The sequence below is a fragment of the Arenibacter flavimaris genome (assembly GCF_030291335.1).
GTDB lineage: Bacteria > Bacteroidota > Bacteroidia > Flavobacteriales > Flavobacteriaceae > Arenibacter.
The window spans coordinates 42405-64865 of the sequence record NZ_JASWIM010000034.1 but is presented as its reverse complement, the minus strand read 5'-3'; the positions used below and the strand labels follow the sequence as shown (position 1 = coordinate 64865).

At 39.1% G+C, this 22461-nt stretch carries 16 protein-coding genes; 7 read left to right on the top strand and 9 right to left on the bottom strand.

What is annotated here, in order from left to right:
• Positions 1-116: 116 nt before the first annotated feature.
• Positions 117-1148, bottom strand: coding sequence for a glucosidase family protein (locus QSE00_RS20465; protein ID WP_286107300.1), 1032 nt, complete (start codon positions 1146-1148; stop codon positions 117-119).
• A gap of 292 nt (positions 1149-1440) precedes the next feature.
• Here QSE00_RS20465 and QSE00_RS20460 point away from each other — a divergent pair, with 292 nt between their 5' ends.
• On the top strand, positions 1441-2367 hold the full coding sequence (locus QSE00_RS20460; RefSeq protein ID WP_286107299.1) for an NAD(P)H-binding protein: 927 nt from the start codon (positions 1441-1443) through the stop codon (positions 2365-2367).
• Between the two features lie 167 nt (positions 2368-2534).
• Here QSE00_RS20460 and QSE00_RS20455 read toward each other — a convergent pair whose 3' ends face one another.
• On the bottom strand, positions 2535-3104 hold the full coding sequence (locus QSE00_RS20455) for a c-type cytochrome (RefSeq protein ID WP_110354713.1): 570 nt from the start codon (positions 3102-3104) through the stop codon (positions 2535-2537).
• A gap of 328 nt (positions 3105-3432) precedes the next feature.
• Here QSE00_RS20455 and QSE00_RS20450 point away from each other — a divergent pair, with 328 nt between their 5' ends.
• On the top strand, positions 3433-3870 hold the full coding sequence (locus QSE00_RS20450) for a VOC family protein (RefSeq protein WP_286107298.1): 438 nt from the start codon (positions 3433-3435) through the stop codon (positions 3868-3870).
• A gap of 93 nt (positions 3871-3963) precedes the next feature.
• Here the strand turns inward: QSE00_RS20450 and ppnP are convergent, their stop codons facing one another.
• Positions 3964-4245: a pyrimidine/purine nucleoside phosphorylase gene (gene ppnP, locus QSE00_RS20445; RefSeq protein ID WP_110354817.1), complete on the bottom strand. Its 282-nt coding sequence runs from the start codon at positions 4243-4245 to the stop codon at positions 3964-3966.
• A 305-nt stretch (positions 4246-4550) separates the two neighbouring features.
• On the opposite strand from ppnP, the gene QSE00_RS20440 reads away from it, so the two are divergent.
• From QSE00_RS20440 to QSE00_RS20420, 5 genes are all read left to right on the top strand, one after another.
• A complete protein-coding gene (locus QSE00_RS20440; RefSeq protein ID WP_286107297.1) occupies positions 4551-5264 on the top strand; it encodes an SGNH/GDSL hydrolase family protein in 714 nt (237 codons plus the stop codon).
• A gap of 102 nt (positions 5265-5366) precedes the next feature.
• Complete coding sequence (locus tag QSE00_RS20435) at positions 5367-6857, top strand: pyridoxal phosphate-dependent decarboxylase family protein (RefSeq protein WP_286107296.1); 1491 nt, start codon at positions 5367-5369, stop codon at positions 6855-6857.
• A 102-nt stretch (positions 6858-6959) separates the two neighbouring features.
• A complete protein-coding gene (locus QSE00_RS20430; RefSeq protein ID WP_110354709.1) occupies positions 6960-7313 on the top strand; it encodes a VOC family protein in 354 nt (117 codons plus the stop codon).
• A gap of 571 nt (positions 7314-7884) precedes the next feature.
• On the top strand, positions 7885-8340 hold the full coding sequence (locus tag QSE00_RS20425; RefSeq protein ID WP_286107295.1) for an SRPBCC family protein: 456 nt from the start codon (positions 7885-7887) through the stop codon (positions 8338-8340).
• A gap of 150 nt (positions 8341-8490) precedes the next feature.
• Positions 8491-9114 (top strand): hypothetical protein, encoded by a 624-nt coding sequence (locus QSE00_RS20420; protein WP_286107294.1) that lies wholly within the window; start codon positions 8491-8493, stop codon positions 9112-9114.
• 1160 nt (positions 9115-10274) lie between these two features.
• Here QSE00_RS20420 and QSE00_RS20415 read toward each other — a convergent pair.
• The 6 genes from QSE00_RS20415 to QSE00_RS20390 all read right to left on the bottom strand — a co-directional run bounded on the left by QSE00_RS20415 (position 10275) and on the right by QSE00_RS20390 (position 22341).
• On the bottom strand, positions 10275-11495 hold the full coding sequence (locus QSE00_RS20415; RefSeq protein ID WP_286107293.1) for a hypothetical protein: 1221 nt from the start codon (positions 11493-11495) through the stop codon (positions 10275-10277).
• Positions 11496-11633: 138 nt separating this feature from the next.
• Complete coding sequence (locus QSE00_RS20410; protein WP_286107292.1) at positions 11634-12296, bottom strand: ABC transporter ATP-binding protein; 663 nt, start codon at positions 12294-12296, stop codon at positions 11634-11636.
• 98 nt (positions 12297-12394) lie between these two features.
• Positions 12395-14812, bottom strand: coding sequence for an ABC transporter permease (locus tag QSE00_RS20405; protein ID WP_286107291.1), 2418 nt, complete (start codon positions 14810-14812; stop codon positions 12395-12397).
• A gap of 19 nt (positions 14813-14831) precedes the next feature.
• Positions 14832-17249: an ABC transporter permease gene (locus QSE00_RS20400; RefSeq protein WP_286107290.1), complete on the bottom strand. Its 2418-nt coding sequence runs from the start codon at positions 17247-17249 to the stop codon at positions 14832-14834.
• A 125-nt stretch (positions 17250-17374) separates the two neighbouring features.
• Entirely contained in the window at positions 17375-19858 is a 2484-nt protein-coding gene (locus QSE00_RS20395; protein ID WP_286107289.1) for an ABC transporter permease, read from the bottom strand.
• A 122-nt stretch (positions 19859-19980) separates the two neighbouring features.
• Positions 19981-22341 carry an ABC transporter permease gene (locus QSE00_RS20390; protein WP_286107288.1) on the bottom strand — a complete coding sequence of 787 codons (2361 nt, stop codon included), beginning with the start codon at positions 22339-22341 and terminating at the stop codon, positions 19981-19983.
• Positions 22342-22461 lie beyond the last annotated feature (120 nt).

The window sequence follows — 22461 nt, the reverse complement described above, 5'->3', positions numbered from 1 at the left end:
TTTTATCGGTAGAAATCATAAGCAGATAATTGGTTAAATATTTGAATGTCAATAACTTAAATATACCAATTTTCTGCTTTTCCTGCAATATAAAACACCCATTTCTTAAGTCGAACTCACGTTTTATAGGACAAATGACCATTCTCGTAGGCTTTGGACAAAAAGCTGCTAGTTCTTTCGGTATTTTCCTTACTTAAGATATCGTAATAAATAGCCAAGGCAGTAGACCAAACATCTGCTTGATTACCTTTTCCAGTGGATGCTTTAAGCATGCCCCTTTCATCCATAAAAACTAACGGCAATGCTCCCTTGATCTTAGAAGCGATTAAACTGTATTTATCCGCTTTGGTCTTATTTTCCAATTTTTCAAACAATTCGGCAAGCTCCATAGCCGCCCTAAATTTTAATATGGATGGATAGCAAAGATCTCCTGTAATGGTCATGACATCCCTAAAACCAAAATCGATACCCCTAAAATGTTCCGTGGTAGTCACAATATGATTATCCAATCCTGATGGAGGCACATTAAATGCAATTTCTAGTCGGTCTATGAGCCTAGTACCGTTTATTTCCTGATTTAAAATAGATAGGTCTTTTGTAGTCTTCACATAATAATGGACCATATGAACAAACAGGAACTGATCACCATAGGGCGGAGTCCTACCAAATTGAGGAGTTCCCTGTTCCTCGAAGCTATAGGTCCCCGGAAAGTAAATAGGCAGACTGTCATCCATACGTATGTGATCCGCAATTGCCCCTAAGGGGATTAAGGAACCATTTTTGGTAATCCATGTTCTATCGGCCTGAGTTGCCGCCGTTAGTATTAACATATTCCTTTGCTCGTCCCCTGTTATATACCCGGATTCCAACGACATGGCATAATCACGTATCCAAAAAGCAGGATAACTACCCCTTCCCCCAGGTTTAACCAAGATTGACCCAGTATTGTTATTACCCATTTGATCCGCAACCTTCTGTCCTGGATAAATACGGGAACTATCAATAATGGTTGCCGTAAGGCTTTCAAGAAATTGAAAATCCTTACCACTTAAAATAGGGTTCTTTGGTGTAATTACAGATTGCCCATAACCAGATACCACAACGGCAATCAAGAATAGGTTTATTACCGATTTCTTTAGAAAATTCATTTTATGTTTCAAATTTAATATACAGCCTCCTTGCAATATTGGGGCACTTCTAAAATACAATTTAATACTGGAAAAAGTCCCTAACCTAAAAGACGGATATAGGTCACTAAATATAAGATAGTTAAAACCCAATACAGCTTTATTGGAATAAGGAAAATTATTAATTTTAAACAAGTTATTCAGACGGTCAAAAAATATTAGCAAGAAATTCCTGTAACTAATACACAACAAAGTCAACCAATATCAAACGAAAGATCCAAAATATCACATTAATCAATTTAAAGAAATAGCTATGCAAACAATATTGGGGGCTGGAGGGGCAATTGGTATTGAACTGGCCAAGGCCTTAACCGAATATACCAGTAAAATAAGGTTGGTAAGCAGAAATCCCAAAAAGGTGAATAAATCCGATCAACTAGTATCTGCAGACTTATTGGATAGATCCAAAGTTTTTGAAGCAATACAGGGCTCCTCCATTGTTTATGTCACTGTTGGATTTCCATATAACCTTAAATTTTGGCAGCAGCATTGGCCGAAATTTATCAAAAATGTAATAGATGCCTGCATTGAATACAATTGTAAACTGGTATTTTTCGACAATATATACATGTACGATGCCAATTTTTTGGATGGAATGAATGAGGAAACACCCATTAATCCTCCAAGCAAGAAAGGTAAAATTCGTACAGAGGTAGCGGCAATGATCATGGACAAGGTCAAGGAAGGTCGCCTTGAAGCCTTGATTGCCCGATCTGCCGATTTTTATGGCCCCAGTATTAAATATTCGAGCATGTTGACAGAGATGGTTTTTAAACCTCTAAGTAATGGGAAAAAAGCGAATTGGCTATCTTCAGTAAATTTCAAACACTCCTTTACCTATACACCGGACGCTGGTAGAGCCACCGCCTTACTTGGTAATTCGGCAAAGGCCTACAATCAGGTCTGGCATTTACCTACCGCGAAAAATCCGTATACAGGAAGGGAGTGGATAACAATCATTGCCAGTGAAATGGGGATAAAGCCCAGGTTTCAGGTTGCCAGCAGGCTAATGTTAAAAATAATGGGCCTCTTTGTATCGCTCATGCGGGAATTACCTGAAATGATGTATCAGTACGACCGGGATTATGTTTTTAATTCGGATAAATTTGACAGGCATTTTGATTTTAGGACCACTCCCTATTTGGAAGGAATTAAAGAAATCATTAAATCCGATTATTAAAAGGAATTTTCATATATCATTTGAGCTTTATACTTTTTAGTAAGCTTGAGTGATGAATAACAACAATGCCATTCTCTTTTTAATTTTGCCCCTTATTCATTAACGCTTAGAGAATGGCATCTTTGCCCTACAAAATTTAGTTTTCGAACTTATTTTCCAAGAATGGCCTATGTCCCTGGCAAGATAGCTTGTGGAACTATATTCTTGACGGGCTTTATGCTCTTTAAATAGGCGAAAATTGCTTTTAGGTCCTCGTCTGGCAGTTTGGAATATCCTTCCCATGGCATTGGGGGCAATAGTGGCCTACTATTATCGAGACCCTTATATTTTCCAGATTTTATGGCCTTTATAAATTGTGCTTCGGACCAAAATCCAATACCTGTAGCATCCGGGGTTAAATTGGCTGCAAAGGAGGTGCCCCAAGGTCCAATAGTAGCTGTTCCATTCATATTGAACAGTACATAGCCCCCAACCGATTGGGGATCATAGCCAGGTAAAACTTCGCCGGAATCATGACCCGACAAAAATCTGTTGGGATCGGGGATGGGGCCTCTTTCGGTCATAACTTTTGGGGAATGGCAATCGTTACACCCCAAGGTCGTTACCAAAAATTCCCCCCGTTCTATCTGGTCGCCAGAGTTGGGTAGATCTGCTTTCGCAACTTCCTTTTGCTTTGGTGAGCCACATGCACTTATCAAAAGACCGGTGATGGCCAGTGCCAAAAATGTTTTTTTCATAAACTTTTAATTTAAATTTTACTTTATGGATATAAGAACATTTAGTTTCAATCACATACCCATAAAAACACAGGCCGGAGATTAAAACATACTTGACAAAGGAAGGCAGAAAGTACGATGCCGTCAATCACATGATTATGTGAAAAATATACCACCAAAGACCACATGCCCGTAAAAGCGTACCATCTTATAATATGCAGTAGAAGTATTGAAAAATGGTTTTATCGTCACCATTAAAAAGTATCGGCCATCCAATCCCAAATATGATAAAGGAAAAGCCTAATAATAAATTTGACTATCTTACAATATCAATCCAAAACCAATACCTATGAAGCCAAGCAAAACCTTTCTCCAAGGCAATTTCAAAGGCCTGCAGCACCTTGGGCTGCCGGTTTCAAACCTGCAGGCTTCCTTGGAATTTTACAAATCCCTCGGTTTTAAAAGAATTATGTCCTCTCATGTAGATATTCCTACAGAAAATGACAGCATTCTGGTGGCCATGATGGAACAGAAGGGCGTAATTATTGAACTATACCAGGTTACCAAAAAAGAAATGTTGGAACTAAAATCGAGAAAAGATGGGCATGTAGATCATATTGCCTTTGATGTGGCCGATGTTGAAAAGGCTTTTAAGGAACTATCGGAAGCAGGATTTACCATAATAGAGGAGAAACCGGTATTTCTTAATTTCTGGGAAAACGGTTGCAAGTATTTTGCTATACGTGGACTGGATGGGGAAAAACTGGAATTCAACCAAATTATATAAAAACACCCAACTCAATCCACAATCAAGAACAAAAATCCGTTGGCCCTTTGCCAAAAAATCAATTGTCTAAAATTCCTGACTCCAAATGGTGAACTATTCGTACCGGCACAAATAAGAGGTTTGCCCAACCGACTTCACTTTAAATGAAGTATTGGCCCCCACTTTGAACGAAGTACCCGCCTTAAAGGATTTCCATTCCGATTCACCTGGCAACAAAGCTATTAATTCACCCTCTATCACAATCATAGTTTCCTTGGCCGAGGTACCAAATTCATACTCACCCGGCTCCATCACCCCAATGGTAGACTTCCCGGTAGCCGAAGTGTAACCAAGGGATTTTACGGTTCCATCAAAATATTCATTATTCGAGATCATCAATTTACTTTTATAAAATAGCCAGCAAATATAAAGAAAGAAAAATCGGGATACCTCCCTCCCCATTACTTTTAACCAACATTAAACAACCCTTAGGTCTACGACAATCCAAGGTTAAAGTCTATACGCTACTGTCCAAAAACAAATTAACAGTGTCCACTTATAAAACAAACAAAGGAATGACAGTATTTTTCCGATATATTTTTTGCCCTTTTGGAGGTAAAATAGAATCTATTTTCTTTACTTGCCAATGGTCCTAGGAGACTTTGGAGTATATTTAAAATAATTTAAATAGGTTGGGAATAATGAGAAAAATAAATGTAATCCTTTTCTTTTTGGTTTTATTTTCCTGGGAAGGAAGAACCCAAAATAGGCTGGCCTATCCTTTGGATTATCTAAAGGAAATCAAAGAAGATCTTGGCATAAAATGGCCCCATAACCGCACCATAAATTTGGTGTTTCACGGGCATTCCGTTCCAGCAGGGTATTTTAAGACTCCTATTGTCAATACCTTGGACTCCTACCCTTACCAAGTATTGAAATTACTCAAAGAACAATATCCCTTTGCGGTCATCAACATTATCAATACTTCCATAGGTGGCGAGAATTCAGTTAGCGGTTCGGAACGGTTTGAATCGGAGGTATTAATCCATAAGCCAGATGTTCTCTTCATAGATTATGCCTTAAACGATATTGGAGTAGGCCTTGAGAAATCCTATGAAGCTTGGAACAAAATGATTAAAAAGGCCATGAATCTGAAAATCAAAATAATTCTTTTAACCCCTTCCCCCGACCAAAGGGTAAATATTTTGGAAGTGGACAATGTATTGGAACAGTACAAAAATCAGATTCAACTCTTGGCCAAAGAGAACCGGGTTGGACTCGTGGACAGTTACACTTTATTCAAAGAAAAGGTTTTGGCCGGAGATAGCATTCCAAAGTTTATGTCCCAGGTAAATCATCCAAATGCAGAAGGGCATAAACTCATTGCAGAAGAAATAATCACATATTTCCAATGACCCAAAAGGGCCACTACAGAACATTTTCAAAGAATAGCGTACAAAATAATACTACATCAACTATAAAGATAGAGTCGACTAACAATAAAATTATTGAAGGAAATGACCGATAAACGAAATACATCATTGGAAATAAACAAAGAACAGTTTAAAACAATCGGTTATCAGTTAATAGATAAGATAGCCGAATTCTTGGACACAATAGATGAAAAACCGGTTACCCCGGGGGAAGGGTCACAAGAATTGCAAAAAATATTAGGAAGATCATCCCTCCCCGAGAATGGAAGTCCAACGGAAGATATTGTTTCGAATGCAGCAGCACTGTTGATGGACCATTCCCTACTCAACGGTCATCCAAAATTCATGGGCTACATTACCTCATCCCCTGCCCCTATTGGCATGCTTGCCGATTTATTGGCTGCTTCGGTAAACTCTAATGTGGGCGCACATATACTGAGCCCCATGGCGACAGAAATAGAAAAGCAAACCGTACAATGGCTGGCAGAATTTATTGGGGTCTCCCCAGACTATGGTGGAATATTGGTAAGTGGTGGCAATATGGCCAATTTCACTGCTTTTTTAGCAGCGCGTACCGCTAAGGCCCCAAAAACCATTAAGGAAGACGGACTTAGCTCCACTTCAAAAAAGCTGCTGATCTATTGTTCAAAAACTACCCATACCTGGGTAGAAAAGGCCGCCATTCTTTTTGGTCACGGGTCTAAATCCACCAGGTGGATCCCAACGGACTCTACAAACAAAATGGATAATATGCTCTTGGAACAAGCCATAAAAAATGATCTGGATGAAGGTCATCAACCATTTATGGTGGTTGGAACGGCCGGCGATGTGAGTACGGGAACTGTAGACAATTTAAATGGCATTGCATCCATATGCAAGACCTATGATCTATGGTTCCATATAGATGGGGCCTATGGTATACCTGCTGCTATTGATCCAGAATTAAAGCAAATGTTCATGGGAATTAAAGAGGCAGATTCCATTGCACTAGATCCGCACAAATGGCTCTATAGCCCGTTGGAAGCAGGATGTACGTTGGTAAAGAACCCCAAACACCTTACAGACACCTATAGTTCCTACCCCGAATATTATAATTTTAGTAAAAATGATCATGGGCCAGCTTTGAATTTTTACGAATATGGCCTACAGAATTCACGTGGATTTAGAGCTCTTAAAGTATGGATGGCCTTAAGGCAGATAGGTAGAAATGGTTATTTGAAAATCATCAGGGAAGATATGGAATTATCCAAACTACTGTTCCTATTAGCTGAAAATCATTCCGAATTGGAAGCTATCACCCAAAGCTTGAGCATAACTACCTTGAGGTATGTTCCAGAGGGTTATGGTGACAAAACCGATAAGAACGAAACCTATTTAAACACCTTGAATGAAGCTCTCTTGGATGAGCTACAACAGGCCGGCAAGGTTTTCCTATCAAATGCCATAGTGCATCATAAATACTGCCTAAGGGGATGTATCGTCAACTTTAGGACCTCTAAAAAAGATATTGAGGAAATCATTGAAATAATAGTTAGGGAAGGAAAAATAATACATCAAAAACTAAGGACCAAATAAGTTGAAACCGAGAATCAATGGGTTTATATCCCTACCCCATTGCATCAAATTATAACGAACCAAATTAAACCCGCATTCAATCTGCATAAAAAAACTTGCTAAATGACAGCTAAAGACAGCCACATCAACTATGTAGAATTTAAGGCTAAAGACTTGGAAGAAATTAAGAAGTTCTATAAATCCTCCTTTAATTGGAGCTTTACCGACTATGGCCCCACCTATATTGCTTTTTCCAATAGTGGATTGGAAGGAGGCTTTGAAAAGACCGAGGAACCGATAACAAATGGGGTGTTGGTAATTTTATATCACCGCGATCTAAACGCAATAAAAAATGTAATAGAGAAAAGTGGGGGCGAAATTTCCAAAGATATATTTTCCTTTCCCGGTGGACGCAGATTCCAGTTTAAAGATCCTTCCGGCAATGAACTTGCTGTTTGGTCGGATCAAGTAAAATAAAAGGTATTAAACCTGGATCCCGCCGAAAAAGGCGGGATTAGTTCCACTTGCAATTTTAAATGTGTCCTCCTGACTTCTTAAAATTGAGTTTCACTAATAGGAATCGACCCTAGGGTCGAGGTATTGAACCTGGATCCCGCCAAAAAAGGCGGGATTAGTTCAACTGGCAATTTTAAGTGCGTCCTCCTGACTTCTCAAAATTGAGTTTCACTAATAGGAATCGACCCTAGGGTCGAGGTATTGAACCTGGATCCCGCCAAAAAAGGCGGGATTAGTTCAACTTGCAATTTTAAGTGCGTCCTCCTGACTTCTCAAAATTGAGTTTCACTAATAGGAATCGACCCTAGGGTCGAGATATTGAACCTGGATCCCGCCAAAAAAGGCGGGATTAGTTCAACTTGCAATTTTAAGTGCGTCTTACCGACTTCTCAAAATTGAGTTTCACTAATAAAAATTCATCCTCATATATAATTAATAATTATACCTTGGACAAATACCGTTATACATAGTATTTCGTATATTAAAATAAACACCACTCTAAAAATCAATTTTTAACCTAACATTTCAATCTATGGGGTTTTATCAATTTAAGAGAACACAGGAAATAAAAACCTCAGTCGATGAAATATGGAAATTTATTTCAAACCCTAGCAATTTAAAGCTAATTACACCGGATTATATGGGGTTTGATATTACTTCAGAAGATATTCCCTCCCAAATGTACGAAGGGATGATCATTAGCTATAAAGTTTCACCTTTGCTTGGCATTAAAACCACCTGGGTAACTGAAATTACCCATTTAAAGAAAAACAGCTATTTCGTAGACGAGCAGCGGGTAGGGCCCTATAGGATTTGGCACCATCAACATATTGTCAAACCCATTACCAATGGGGCCTTAATGACCGATATTGTGAGCTACCAACCACCTCTAGGTTTTTTGGGAAGTATCGCCAATGAACTAATTATAAAAGGAAAGCTACAGGAGATATTTGAGTATAGAACCAACGCTTTGGAAGAAATATTTTAAGAACAACCATTATAACATTGCCAAAATTCGATAAATTTGAGCCCAATGGCCACCTAGTTTATCAAATCGGAACAGGATTTCGAATGACGTTGGAGTCCCTCATAATTTCTACACAATACACTTGTGCACAATTCATTATATTAAAACAATATGAATAAAAAATCCACTATAAAAATTCCAGAGGGGAAAGTGGGAATGATAGGCTATGGAATGTTTTCCTCCCTAAAGAGTGTTGAAGAAGTACTAGGCAAAAAATACCAAGATTCCATCTATTTGGTTCATCTAAAAGGTCTGCAGCGGGCCTGGAATTTTGTAGCCCCCAATAACGACCCGAATTTTCCTGCAGAATATATAAACTATGAATCCAATTCTTTTGAAAATAGCAGCACCATAGCTTACGAAAAGTCCATTTTTTTAAATATTATTGAGAATAAGGATATACGGTTAAACTGCACTTTGTATTTCGTAACCCCGGAAGAATTGGCATTGTTCGATGAATTTGAATTGGGGTACAGCAGAATTGATGTCACGGATCGAGTTGAGGAATACAATTTTATAAATGGTATAATATATGCCTACAAGGCACTGCCGGCATATGAGTTCGATCCGGAAATGGACAGGGACAAAAGCATCGTGGAAAAAGGTTATTTAGATCTAGTATTGGCTACCTATGATACTATGGGAATTATGCACAGAAGGGAATTTGACCATTCCACCATACCTCCCGACCCCACATTGGTGGCTACTGTTATACAAAAGAAGGTGCGGGAATAGTTTATACATAAGGACATGTCCAATACGCTGAATAGATAATCGTTATCTTATCATATTAAATAATAACCCCCTATGAAATAGTTCTCAAAGGGGGTTTGTTCATCTTCTTTATGAACCAAGTAATACTGAATTAACAGAAATATTACAACTTAACCAAGCCGCATCATTTGCGCTTTCTTGTCTGCTTAGCTTCCAATTTTTGCTTGATTTTCTCCTGTTTCTTTGTCTTTAAATCCACTTTTGGGGCTTTTAATTTCTTCCCTCTAGCCATGATAATAATTTTAAATAATTAATAAATAAAAAAATGTAAAACGGCAATCCTAGGGCACTAAAACCATTACCTACGAGTCATGGTAACTACAAGATAAACAACCATTGTTACCAAAAAAATGGGCGTAAGGTTTATAGGATTGTTTTAAGCACACTCGCGGGCGCCTAAATATTCCGGAAGATAATTTTCGATTTTCTTATCAAATAATTGAGCGAATATAGCTGGGCCAAAGATCCTAATAAACTAAAAGCACCTTGATCTTGACCTAAGTGGTATATTTCTATTGTATTAAAATAATGGCCTTCCATAATGAATAAAAAATACTGTTTCATTGGATCAGGATCAATTGTTGTGCTTACGCAAATATTCTTATGAAAAAAAATAGCTTCATAAAGACACTGCATTTTGGCTTTGTTTTCCGCAAGGGATCCCGGAGTGTCTTTTGCCGTCCATGAAAGGTAAAAAGTGTCTTGAAACGGAGCTATTTTAGCGCACCAAAAAGGGGTGGATTTAGCCTGTTTTCCCCTATTTTCATATACGGCTTATATACGGCTTATATACGGCTTATCTATGGCTTATCTACGGCTTATCCCCGGACAAGACATTCACCCATGTTCCGTTGAATTTTTTTCCATAGCCCGGCTATTCAAAAAATAATTCGAAAAAGCATCCATAAATAAAACTTAAACAGTTTCTAGTATGGGGTTTCATTCAACAATATCAGTGCAAATTACACCTTATTGGTTCTGTTCCAAACATACATAATATAAGTATATCCTTCAAATTTTAAAGCACCATAAATTTATTGTAATAGTAGACCTGCCCATGGCCAAATAAACGAAAAGTGGCTTTCCCAATTTAGTTATAAATGCTGCAGTACATAGAATTACTAAAGTAAAGCCTTGTTATTTTTTTTCAAAAAGTTCTTAAGCACAAAGTGCAGGGACATGATCAACAGAAGCACAAAGAGATATTCATTAAAAAAGTTGTCCTGGGAAGGAAAACTGGGAACGTACAATCTAAACGCAATCAAATAACTGATTAGCCACAAAGCCAACACCGCCAAACTACATCGCCAGTTCTTAAGGCCATCCAGATACAAGCTGGGCATCAATAAAAGCCTTAATTCCTTTCCGAACAATTGTCCGGCCAAAGGCCATATAAAAAAAAGAGGCAATGCAAATAATCTAGCTTCCCTAGCCAAAGTAGCAGTCATTACAATAGGAGTATTTATCACTAAGGCAAGTAGAAAGGCCAAGATGTATTTTTTTTCCAAAATGGTATAAGTCTTGGGCTTTATGGACATATAAAGAAAATAAAGACCTGGACCCAAAACCAAGAAAAAAGACACTAAGGTTTCAACTGAACTGGCAAAAGTTCCAAAGTTCTGAAAGTAACAACCAAGCCTATTGGCAACCACCTCCGAAGTTTCCTTCCAAATGCCGGTTGCCCATATAAATATCCCCAAATAAATACCGTATAAAGGAAGCGGTAGAAAAAGAAGGAACAATTTTTTTTTGACAGTGGCAGACCATAAATTCTTGGACTTCAGACTTAGACCGGCAAAGATAACGACCAAACCTGGCCAAAGAAAAACAGTACTTTCCCTAGCTATGGTTGCCATTAAAAATAATGGAACATAATATTTCCAATTTTCCTTGATCAAAGCAAGGATACTGAGCAAAATTAAGCAATATTGAAGTGGCTCATCATAACTGAACACTGGAGGAAAAAAAGCGAATAGTATTGAAAAGCTTAGATAATATGCCACAAGATTAAACATTGCCTGACCCTTTGATGCTTTAAGTCTTAATGATAGGGTAAAGATCAATATGCCACTAATCCATAACAATAACAAGTTCACTAGAACAAAAGACTCCCCCAAGGTCACCCCAAAAATACCGGAAGAACCTTTGATCAACAAGGATGTTAATGGCCGCCTCGCGAAGGGTGCAAATTCCTGATGATATCTAATTTGGGAAGCCAGAAAAACATGGGATAGTTTGGTGTTGTTTTCATTCAACATACTATCCGATACGGGGAGCATATGAATCCCATAGATCAGTAGCACCATCAAAAAACCTATAAGATACTGCCAATAATTTTTCATATTCAACTCACCAATGGAATACCTAAAAGTACACAAAACATTAGTTGGTAGTTATGATACCAAACAATTAATACCGTCTGGAAAAAGTACAATTATTTCCATAATGTAGACCCCCATTAAAATATAAACTTCTAAAACCTATATTTTCCTCCCATCCAAAAGATTGATAATACGTGAACCATAGGTAGCATTTTTTTCAGAGTGCGTTACTTGAATTATGGTAACCCCTTCTTCATTCAATTGCTTAAAAAGCTCCATAATCTCCTCCCCCTGTTTAGAGTTTAAATTTCCGGTTGGTTCATCGGCCAGAATAAGTTTTGGAGAAGAAATCAACGCCCTCGCAACCCCTACCAACTGTTGTTGGCCACCACTTAACTGTGCCGGAAACAGGTCCTTCTTTCCTACTATATTAAATCGGTCCAGGGTATCCGCCACCAAGGATTTTCGTTCGGAACTCCCCAGTTTTTTATAGAGCAAGGGCATTTCCAGATTTTCCTGAACGGTAAGGTCGTCCAATAAATGATAGGACTGAAAGACAAAGCCTATATATTGTTTGTACAAATTGGCGCGGTGTTTTTCTTTTAGGGTGTGAACGGGCTCGTCCAAAAAACTGTATTCCCCTTCATCAAAACTATCCAACATGCCAACAACATTGAGCAATGTGGATTTGCCGGAACCGGAGGGTCCCATAATGGAAATAAACTCTCCTTCTTCCACAGTAAGGTTGATATCCTTTAGGAGGAAGACACGTTGCCCTCCTGAGTTTACCCATTTAAAAATGTTGTTTAATTGTAGTAGCATAATTTAAGTTTTAAGTCCCTAATTATATTTAAAAGTTACTAGTTTTTCATTTACATATTTAAAAACGTCTTTTCACGACCATAAATATTTGTTATTGTTCATTCATCCCTCAAAGATTCCACAGGATTTGCCACTGCTGCCCTAAAACTCTGCCAACTCACGGTTAGCAAGACAATTAATAAAGCCACAATCCCTGCCAAGGCAAAAATCCACCAACTCATTGTGGTTTTATAGGCAAAACCGTCTAGCCATATATTCATCGCATACCATGAAATTGGTACGGCCATTACAAAAGAAAGCCCTATCCATTTTACGAAATCTTTATTGAGAAGCGATAGGATTTGCCCAATCTTGGCTCCATTGACTTTCCTAATCCCAATTTCCTTTTTACGTTGTAAAACAGTATAGGTGGTAAGCCCGAAGAGGCCCATAGATGCAATGAGAATCGCCAAAATTGTGAAAATCTGAAAGGCCCTGGCAAACTTTCTTTCCTCTATATATTGCCTTTGAAAATTCTGATCCAAAAAAATGTAATTGTACGTGCTCTCTGGAAAAACTTGATACCAAATTTTATTTAAATCCTCCAGGGCAACGTTCGTATTTGCCAATGTAGCAACCCTTTCATCAAACTTTACCAAAATATTTCCAATGCTCTTGTTATGCGTAATTATCATTGGCGCAATGGGAGATTTCAGTCCAAAATGATGGTAATCCTTAACCACTCCCGATATGGTCCAATCTTGATCCCAAAATTTTATCGTTTTACCTATAAGGTTTTGCATATCGGAAACGCCCATGAACCGGGCCAATTTTTCATTGATGACAATATTATGGCTCCATTCCATAGCTGTTTGGGGAAAGGCTTTTCCTGCCACAAATTCCATACCCATTACATCAAAGTAGCTTGGCTGCACCGTGTAGTTATACCACACCCGCTTATCATCCGTTCTTCCATCAGGAAAAACAAGGCCTAAACTCGAATTCAAATTTGAAAAATCATCACCTGGATACGTCTGAGCCAATGCCACATTCTTAACGAACGGACTTTTTTTAAGTTCGTCCATCAAGCTACTAAAATCCCGTTTTAAAAGGGAATCATGTTCCCTGTTCAATACTTGACCGTTTAATGCTACCAAATTGTGAAGTTCTGTGCCAATCGGCCTATTTTGAAGAAAACGAATTTGCTTATTAGCCACGAAAGCACCTGTCAACAGCGTTATTGTGGCAAAAAACTGACCAATAATCAGGCCTTTTCGTAGGTTGAGGCCTTTGTTGGAAGTCTGTAATTTTCCTTTTAACACGGTCACTGATTTGTACTTGCTCAACACAAACGCAGGATAGAAGGCAGACAAAACGGCTCCTAGGAAAATAAAACCGAAATAAGGCAATAGGACTTTTAATTGGGTATTGTCCAGCTCGAAATTAGACCCAACGAACTTATTAAAAGCAGGTAACATTAGATAGGCTGCAGCCATCGCCAACAAGATGGCAATGAAATTAAGTATGCTTGATTCAAAAAGGGACTGCATTATCAATTGTGGCCGTTTGGCACCTACTACTTTCCGTATACCTATTTCTTTGGCCCGTTCCATAGATTTGCTGGTGGAAAGGTTCACATAGTTAATCCAAGATAATAGAATGGTTATAAATGCGATTATGGCCAAAAGCCTAATACTATTGGCACTACCATTAGTGTCCGCCTCATAAGGCTTATTGGAATGCAAATGAATATCTTCCAATGGCTCCAAATGATGCCTTTCGTTCAATAAACCTTTAGGTTCAAAAGCCATGACCTTTTGATTGAGCCTTGGTATATCAGCATTTTTGTCCACTTTTATATACGTAAAATATTCGTTTTGATTCCAGGTATACTTCCAATCGCGTTCAAATTCCTTCCAAGTATAGAAGGTGTTGAACGTGACCAGAAAATCGTTATCAATGTGGGTGTTTTGTAAACTGTTTTTCAAAACCCCAGATACTGTAAATAAAGAATTTTCGTCACCTCCTATTTTCAGGGTTTTTCCCAAAGGGTCTTCCGAACCAAAAATCTTATGTGCCAGAGAAGTGGACAGCACCATTGAATACGGTTCTTTCAATGCCGTTTTAATATCACCCTTTTCCAAAGTGCGATCAAAAATGTCGAAATAACTGCTATCTGCCAAAGACCCAGTGTTGTTGTCAAAAATATCCTTGTCGCGCATCAAAACCACTCCTTTCATGCGACGAAGCCGCACAAAATCCTTAATTTCCGGGAATTTCTCCTGTAAGGTAGGGCCACTTACAATGTAGGCATTGGCATCACCAGGAACCCACTCTTCCCCTTCCAAATAATCCATATACACCCGATATACATTTTCAGAGCCCTCAAAAGTGTCATAACTCCGCTCATGGTTCACGTATATCATAATTAAAACAAAGGATGCCAATCCAATGGCCAAGCCAAAGATGTTGATAAAGGAATACAACTTGTTCTTAAGCAAATACCTTGTCGCGATTTTTAGGAATAGTGTGTACATAGTAATTCTTTTATATAATTTACTCTGTCCTTAAGCTTTTTAAGGGTTTGATCAATGCAGCCCCAATGGACTGATAACTAATGGTTGCCACAGCAATGATCAAAGCTATTCCACCAGCAACAAAGAATATGTCCCATCCAATATCAATCTTATAGGCAAAATCCTCCAACCATCGGTTCATCATATACCATCCTAGGGGTATCGCAATAAGAATGGCCAAAAGAATCAATTTTAGAAAATCCAAGGTCAACAGTTTATAGATACTTTCAAAAGGAGCCCCCAAAACCAACCGAATACTAATTTCCTTTTTACGTTGTTCCACCATAAAGGCAGAAAGGGCAAACAAGCCCAAACAGGCCACTAGAATTGCGAACAAGGCAAAGCTGTTGAATATTTTCCCCATGCGTTCCACATCTTCGTGCATTTGGGTGAATTGTTGATCTAAAAAGGAATAAGAAAAAACTTGATTGGGAACATTTTTATTCCAAATTGCTTCAATAGAGGCCAAGGACTCCCCAATATTGTCCGGCTTGAGCTTTACTGAAATAGCACCACTATCATTATTGGCAATCACCAGGCTAAGCGGGGCTATATCTTCTTTCAAGGATTTAAAATGAAAGTCCTCCACGACCCCCACAATCGTCCAATCCATTCCGTTATTTATCTGCTTTCCTATGGGATTATCATAACCCAGTTCATGGGCCATTTGATCATTGATAATCATCGAATTCACGGAGTCCGAAGCAAATTCCCGTGAAAAATCCCGGCCCTCCTTCACTTGGATTCCCAAAGTTGTTATATAGTCATAATCCACTCTCCAAATCTGTGCAGGAACCCCACGGTCCTCAATACCCTCCCCTGTCTTTTTAAAGGTATTTCCGTTTCTTTTGGCGCCATCTATCGGCAAATAATCACTTTTTGTTACTGTTTGTACCTGGGGAAGCTGTAAGAGTTGTTCCTTAAAACTCTCCGATTTGTTTCCTAGGATATTGGCCCCATCCAAAATAACAACCTGCTCCTTGTTATAACCCAATTCTTTGTGCTGTATATAATCCATCTGCTTGTAAATAATCAGTGTCCCTATAATCAGGATTACCGATATGGCAAACTGAAACACGACCAAACCGCTCCTCAGCTTGCCGCTTTTACTACCAACACTAATGCTCCCTTTCAGCACATTTACCGGTCTAAAGGAAGAGAGATAAAATGCGGGGTACATTCCGGCCAAGATTCCAACGAATAAAGCGGAACAAACCATTAGCGGAACAAACCACCACACCTGCCAGGGAAATAAAATCGATTTTGCCGCTATACTGTTAAAGAAAGGCAGCAAGGCCCAGGCCAACATAATTCCCAACAGAAATGAGATTATACTGAACAACACCGATTCGGTCAAAAACTGTCCAACCAAATTACTCCTATACGCGCCCACGGTTTTACGCAGACCAACTTCCTTGGCCCTATTGGCCGATTTGGCTGTGGAAAGATTAATAAAATTGATACAAGCCAGCATTAAAATAAAACCTGCAATGGCACCAAAGAGCCATACAAAACGAATATCACCGTGTTTTAAACCATCGCCCATGGCCAGGTCCGATCGTAAATGAATATCCCCTATAGGCTGTAATTTGTATTCTATAGTCTTTAAAATTTCGATAAAATCAGGGGCACGACCACGAGCCATTTGGGCAGGAATCACATAGTTTTCCATAATAGAAAACATTTTTTTCTCCAAGGCCGGGATATCGGTGTTTTCATCCACTAGAATATAGGTGAAGTAGTTCTGGTTGGTCCAACTCATGTTGGTATCCTCTATAGGTAACAGAAAATTAAACTGTAAGTGGGAATTCTTGGGGAAATCTGGCATTACCCCGGTAATAGTATAGGGCTTTGAAGTGTTATTGTCCAAAACAATGGTCTTACCCAAAGCCGCCCCATTAGGGAAATATTTATCTGCCTTGGATTTTGAAATTACCATATTCCCGGGTTGTAATAAGGCTTCCTTAGCATTGCCTTGTTCCAAGGAAATCTCAAGAATTTCAAGGATGTTCTGATTGGCAAATACAAATCCGTCCTCAAAATTGTTCTGGGAATCACCCGCCAATCGCAAGCCACGTTTCCCAGCCCCAAAGAGCTCGCTCATATTTATTTTCCCTGCCTTTTCTATCTCTGGAAAATCGGATTGTAGGGCATCTGCAAAAGGCAATTGAAAATGAACACTTTTTCTTAGCTCACCATCCATTACACCTTGTAAAACAACCCTATAAATACGATCCTTATTTTTGTATTGTTGGTCATAGCTGAGTTCGTCATTAATGAATAATGCAATCAACAGACAAGCTGCAATGCCCATGGCAAAGCCCCCAACCTTTATAAAGGTAAAGAGCTTATCTCTTTTAATACTTCGCCAAGCGATTTTTAGATAATTTTTATACATGATTGTTGATTTTGACCTCCCCCTAACCCCCTCCAAGAGAGGGGGAATCGGTTCGGTCTTTTAATTTATCTTTTCACGTTGTTTTCCTATGTATGCGCCACCCTTTGTGGGAAATAGTATTCACTTTATTCGTTTCTCAATGATTCCGCTGGGTTAACCATGGCCGTTTTAAATGATTGTGAGAGGATGGACAATGCCGCGACCACAAGAACTACCAATAGGGGTATTGCGAACATCCAAATACTCAAATCGATTTTAAAGGCATATTTTTCCAACCATTTTTTAGTGACAAAATAGATGATGGGTAAGGCTATTGCCCCTGATAGTAGGACCAGGCTCAGTAGTTTTATTGGAATTATGGCCAAGGCTTGTGCCACAGTGGCACCCATAACTTTTCGTACACTTATCTCCTGGGTCTTTTGCATGGCCATGTGCGATCCCAGGCCAAACAGTCCCAAGGCCGCTATAAATATGGCCAATAGGGAAAACACCAAACAAATAATTCCAAATTTAGATTCGGCCTGATACTGCCGATTAAAGTAATCATCCATAAAAAAGGAGTTGTACAAATCGTTCGGGAAAAACTCTTTGAACTTGGCCTCTATTTGGGCCGTTGTTTCAGAAATATTACCCGCTACAATATTTACGGTCATAAACGAGGCAGTATAGCCCTCGATATGCATGAAGACTATAGGGTCGTACCCTTTTTGTAGGGATTGTTGATGATGGTCCTCTACCACCCCGATAATTTCGGTTGTTCGATCGATAGGACCAAACTTGAATATCATCTTTTTGTTAATAGCCGCTCCAGGGTCTGAAAAACCCAATATTTTTGCTGCAGAACGATTGATTAGGACCCGATGTCCGGATGGAACCGGACCCTCCCTTGTATACAATGAGCTGGCATCTTCCTTAACAAAATCCCTTCCTGCCAAGAGATCAATGTCATAGGTTTTTATAAAATCTTGATCTATGATTGCGAAATTGGCACTGACCCCCAACTCTCTTGGTTTATGAACCTGCCGTATGGTATTCCCCTGAACAATTGGTTTACCGGGTATTTCATCGGACAAGGCAACACTGTTTATCCTCGGGTTTTGGATCAGTTCCCGTTTAAAAGATTCTACTTTCCGTTGCGTGGTGGTATCGGCATACGTAGGTGCTGCAAAGACAAGATTTTGTTCAGCATTGAAGCCAAGGTCCTGGTTCTGCATGTATGAGAATTGGTTATAAACAATGTAGGTTCCCGCAATTAAAGCAATTGAAATGGCAAATTGGGAAACTACCAAAGTCTTTTGTAGCGTATTCCCTTTGGTGGTTTTATGAAACTTTCCCCGAAGAACTTCAATAGGTACAAAACCCGACAATACGAAAGCGGGGTAAAGGCCTGCTAAAACTCCCCCTATTAGAAATATGCCCAGCAAGGCCAACCACACTTGCCATTTACCCCACATTCCAAAGTTTAAAACCTCTATACCTACTAAGGAGTTAAAGGAAGGAATTAACAAATTGATCAGTACAAAGGCAATAATAACGGCAAAGAAATTAATGAGGAGCGACTCGAATAAAAATTGATGTACGAGTACCGACCTGGGTGCACCAACTACTTTTTTAATTCCTACTTCTTTGGCGCGCTCCATAGATTTGGCGGTAGAAAGGTTAATAAAATTAATCATGGCGATGGCAATGATAAAACCGGCCACAACCAATAAAAAGTACAAAGTACCTTCACTGTTATTGGGTGAAATCTCTTTTAATAAATGCGATTTTAAATGAATATCCTTAACGGGTTGCAGTGCCATTCTTGCTTCAAACCCATGCTCGATCATGATATCCCCCAAATATTTTTTTACAAATGCAGGAAACTTAGCTTCTACGGTATTCTGACTGGTCCCAGGTTTAAGTTTAATATAATTGTAAAATTCTGGCCATACCCAACTGTTGGCATGATCGCCATTTGGGCCAAAGATGTTATAGGAAACAATCATTCCCATAGGTAAGTGTGTATTGTCCGGACGTTCTTTAAAAACACCTGTTACCTTTAATTTGAAATTATCATTTACCTCTATCAACTTTTCTATAGGGTCCTCGTTCCCGAAAAAGCGATGTGCTATTTTCTCACTTAGAATTACGGAGATAGGTTCCTTTAGTGCCGTTGCCGCATCGCCTTGAACAAATTGTAAATCGAAAAGATCTATAATGGCATTATCCGCAAAATAGATATGATCATCATTGGCATCAGATTTTATTTCGTCACCCAAGGTATTGGTATAAGAAATATTCATAGTGCCAGAAAATGCCATTGGCTTGTCAGCAATCCTGGTGTAACTTTCAACCTCCGGAAAATCCGATAACATTGCCGGGCCTGTCATAGGATGATTTGTTGCGGAAGTAACAAAACCATTATCACCCAAATTGGTGGTCAGGGTAACCCTGTAGAGGTTATCCACATCGGGAATAAAGTTATCGTAGCTTTTTTCGAAGGCAATATATTGTATCAACAAGATAAATGCCGTTATTCCTATGGAAAGGCCTAAGACATTGATACCAGTAAACAATTTGTTCCTTAAAAAAAATCGTAAGGCAATTTTCAAATGATTTTTTAACATGATTCCCGTGTTTTGTTTTAATTGATGATATGCGATTTAACTCCTAACAATAAACCGCTCCCAATTCATTGTTAATTGCCCATTGTTCACTGCTCACTGGCAACTGCTTACTGTTTACTTAATCACTCCGTTCTTAAACTTTTGGCAGGATCTGTTCTAACGGCCCTGATAGTCTCATAACTTACTGTTATTAGCGCTACTCCCAATAGCATTATTCCCCCCAAAGCAAACAGCCACCAATTAATGGCCATATGATAGGCAAAGCCTTGTATCCATTCATTCATATAATACCAGGCAACGGGAACAGCAATTAAAAGGGCTATACCTACAAGCTTTACAAAATCTTTTGAAAGCAGGTTAAACAGCCCAAAAACACTTGCTCCCAATACTTTTCTTACGGCAATTTCCTTGACCCGCTGATTGGCCATGAAAGCTACCAGTCCAAATAGACCTATACAGGAAATAAAGATGGCCAAGGCTGTAAAGGCACCTACTAATTGCTGTGTTTTTTGCTCTTGCTTGTATCCATTCCCAATAGTTTCATCCAAGAAATGATAGGCAAATGGTAAGCTACTAAATTGGGCGTGTACTTTTTCCATATGGGCGATGGCCTCCTTGGTTCTCCCGGGCATGGTTTTTATATACACAAGGTCAGGTTCTGCGGGCCTACAACGAATAATCATTGGTTGTATAGGGTTATGCAGGGAGGTAAAGTGAAAGTTCTTGACCACCCCAACAATTTTCCCGCTTTCATCACCCCAAAAACTTAATGATTTCCCAATTGCATCTTTCATCCCCATGGCTTTTATCGCTTCCTCATTGACCAAATAATTCAAAGTATCAGTGGCATATTCAGGAGAAAAACTCCGGCCCTCCTTAATAGGAATGTTCAGCATTTCCATAAGGCCAAAATCGGTTGTAAGGATGGTAAACCATTGTTGCCCATCATCAGGACTCTGTCCTTCCCAAACCGGATCGGAGGTGGTACCCCAAGAATCAATAAAATTACTACTAGCAGAACTCAGTTCTTTAATTCCCGAAAAATTTGCCAACTCGGCCTTAAATGTCTTTGATTTTAAATACGTTTCATGGTTCATCGGCATATAAACAATGTTCTCCTTATCCAAGCCTAGATTTCTATCCTTTATAAATTGAAGCTGCAGGTAGACCACCATGGTTCCCGTAATCATAAGCATGCAGAGAAAGAACTGAAATACGACCAGGCCTTTCCTTAAAAAATTTTCGCCTTTATTACCCTTTAGTTTTTCGTTCAGGGCATTTATCCCGTTGACAGAAGATAGTGAAAAAGCAGGATAGAGCCCTGAAAACAATATTGTGGCCAATGAAATAAGCACTAAAATGCCATAGATTCGACCGTCCGAAAAGTCGATTATCAATTCCTTTTCAGTAATTGCATTGAACATAGGCATGGAAACTGCCGCCAACAAAACTGCGAACACAACGGAGATGCCCACTTGAACTGCCGATTCCGTGAAAAATTGTACTAGTAATGAGCCCCTCCCTGCGCCAAGGACTTTTTTGACCCCTACCTCCTTAGAACGCTTAACGGCCAAGGCCGTAGTGAGGTTTATAAAATTAAAACAGGCAATGAGTAAAGTGAAAATGGCAATGATGGCAAAGAGGATTATATCATCAATTGGACCACCAATGGGTTGACCATTTTCAAATTTCGAATAAAGGTATCGGTCATTAAGGGGTTGTAATGAGAGTGTTCGCCATTTATCGTCTCCCATTTTTTCGGGAAGATGTTGCAACTTTTTCCCCAGGAGATCAAGGTCCGCCCCTTCTCCATGCAGTACATAAGTCTTCACCCATGTATTGCCCCAACTTTTATTGTTCATCGGCAAGAAATTGTCCACCGGCACAACTGCATCAAATTTTAAAGTGGATTGCCGCGGAATTTTCTTGAATATCCCTGTAACCAGATAGGGCTCGGAAATTTCGGAAAGCATTAGATCTACTGTTTTTCCCATAGCTTCCCCATCTGGAAAATACATAGTAACCATTTCTTCAGATAGTACGATACTTTTTAGGTCTTTTAAGCAGGTTTTGGGTTCCCCTACTTTCAAGGGAAAACTAAATAGTTCGAAAAATCCGATATCGGTTCCAATTAGTTGTGCTTCAATTGACTTCTCCCCAATTTTTAAGAGTCCCCCTCTTGGCCCTGTTCTACGTACAGCAGTCTCTATCTCGGGTAGTTGGGACATCAAAGCCTCTGCGACCGGATATCCGGTACCGTCCCATGTGCTGACAGATTCATCATCGGAGCCAACATTGGTCATTACCTGACTAATTTGGTTACCCTTTATGTGAAATGCGTCTTTATCCAACTCGTCGGAAATCCATAGGGCGATCAATAAAGTACACCATAGCCCTAAGGAAAGTCCCACAATATTGATCAGTGCAAAGGCCTTTCTTTTTGCTAAACTTCGAAATGCAACTTTAATATGGTTTTTTAACATGAATCTCGTTTTTAATCCTCCCCGCTTAGGTGTGAAACTGGGTTGATATTTGATTTAAATTTTATTGTCTTTCGTATTTATTGCACATTGATAGTTATTCTATGTTCAACGATAATGTTA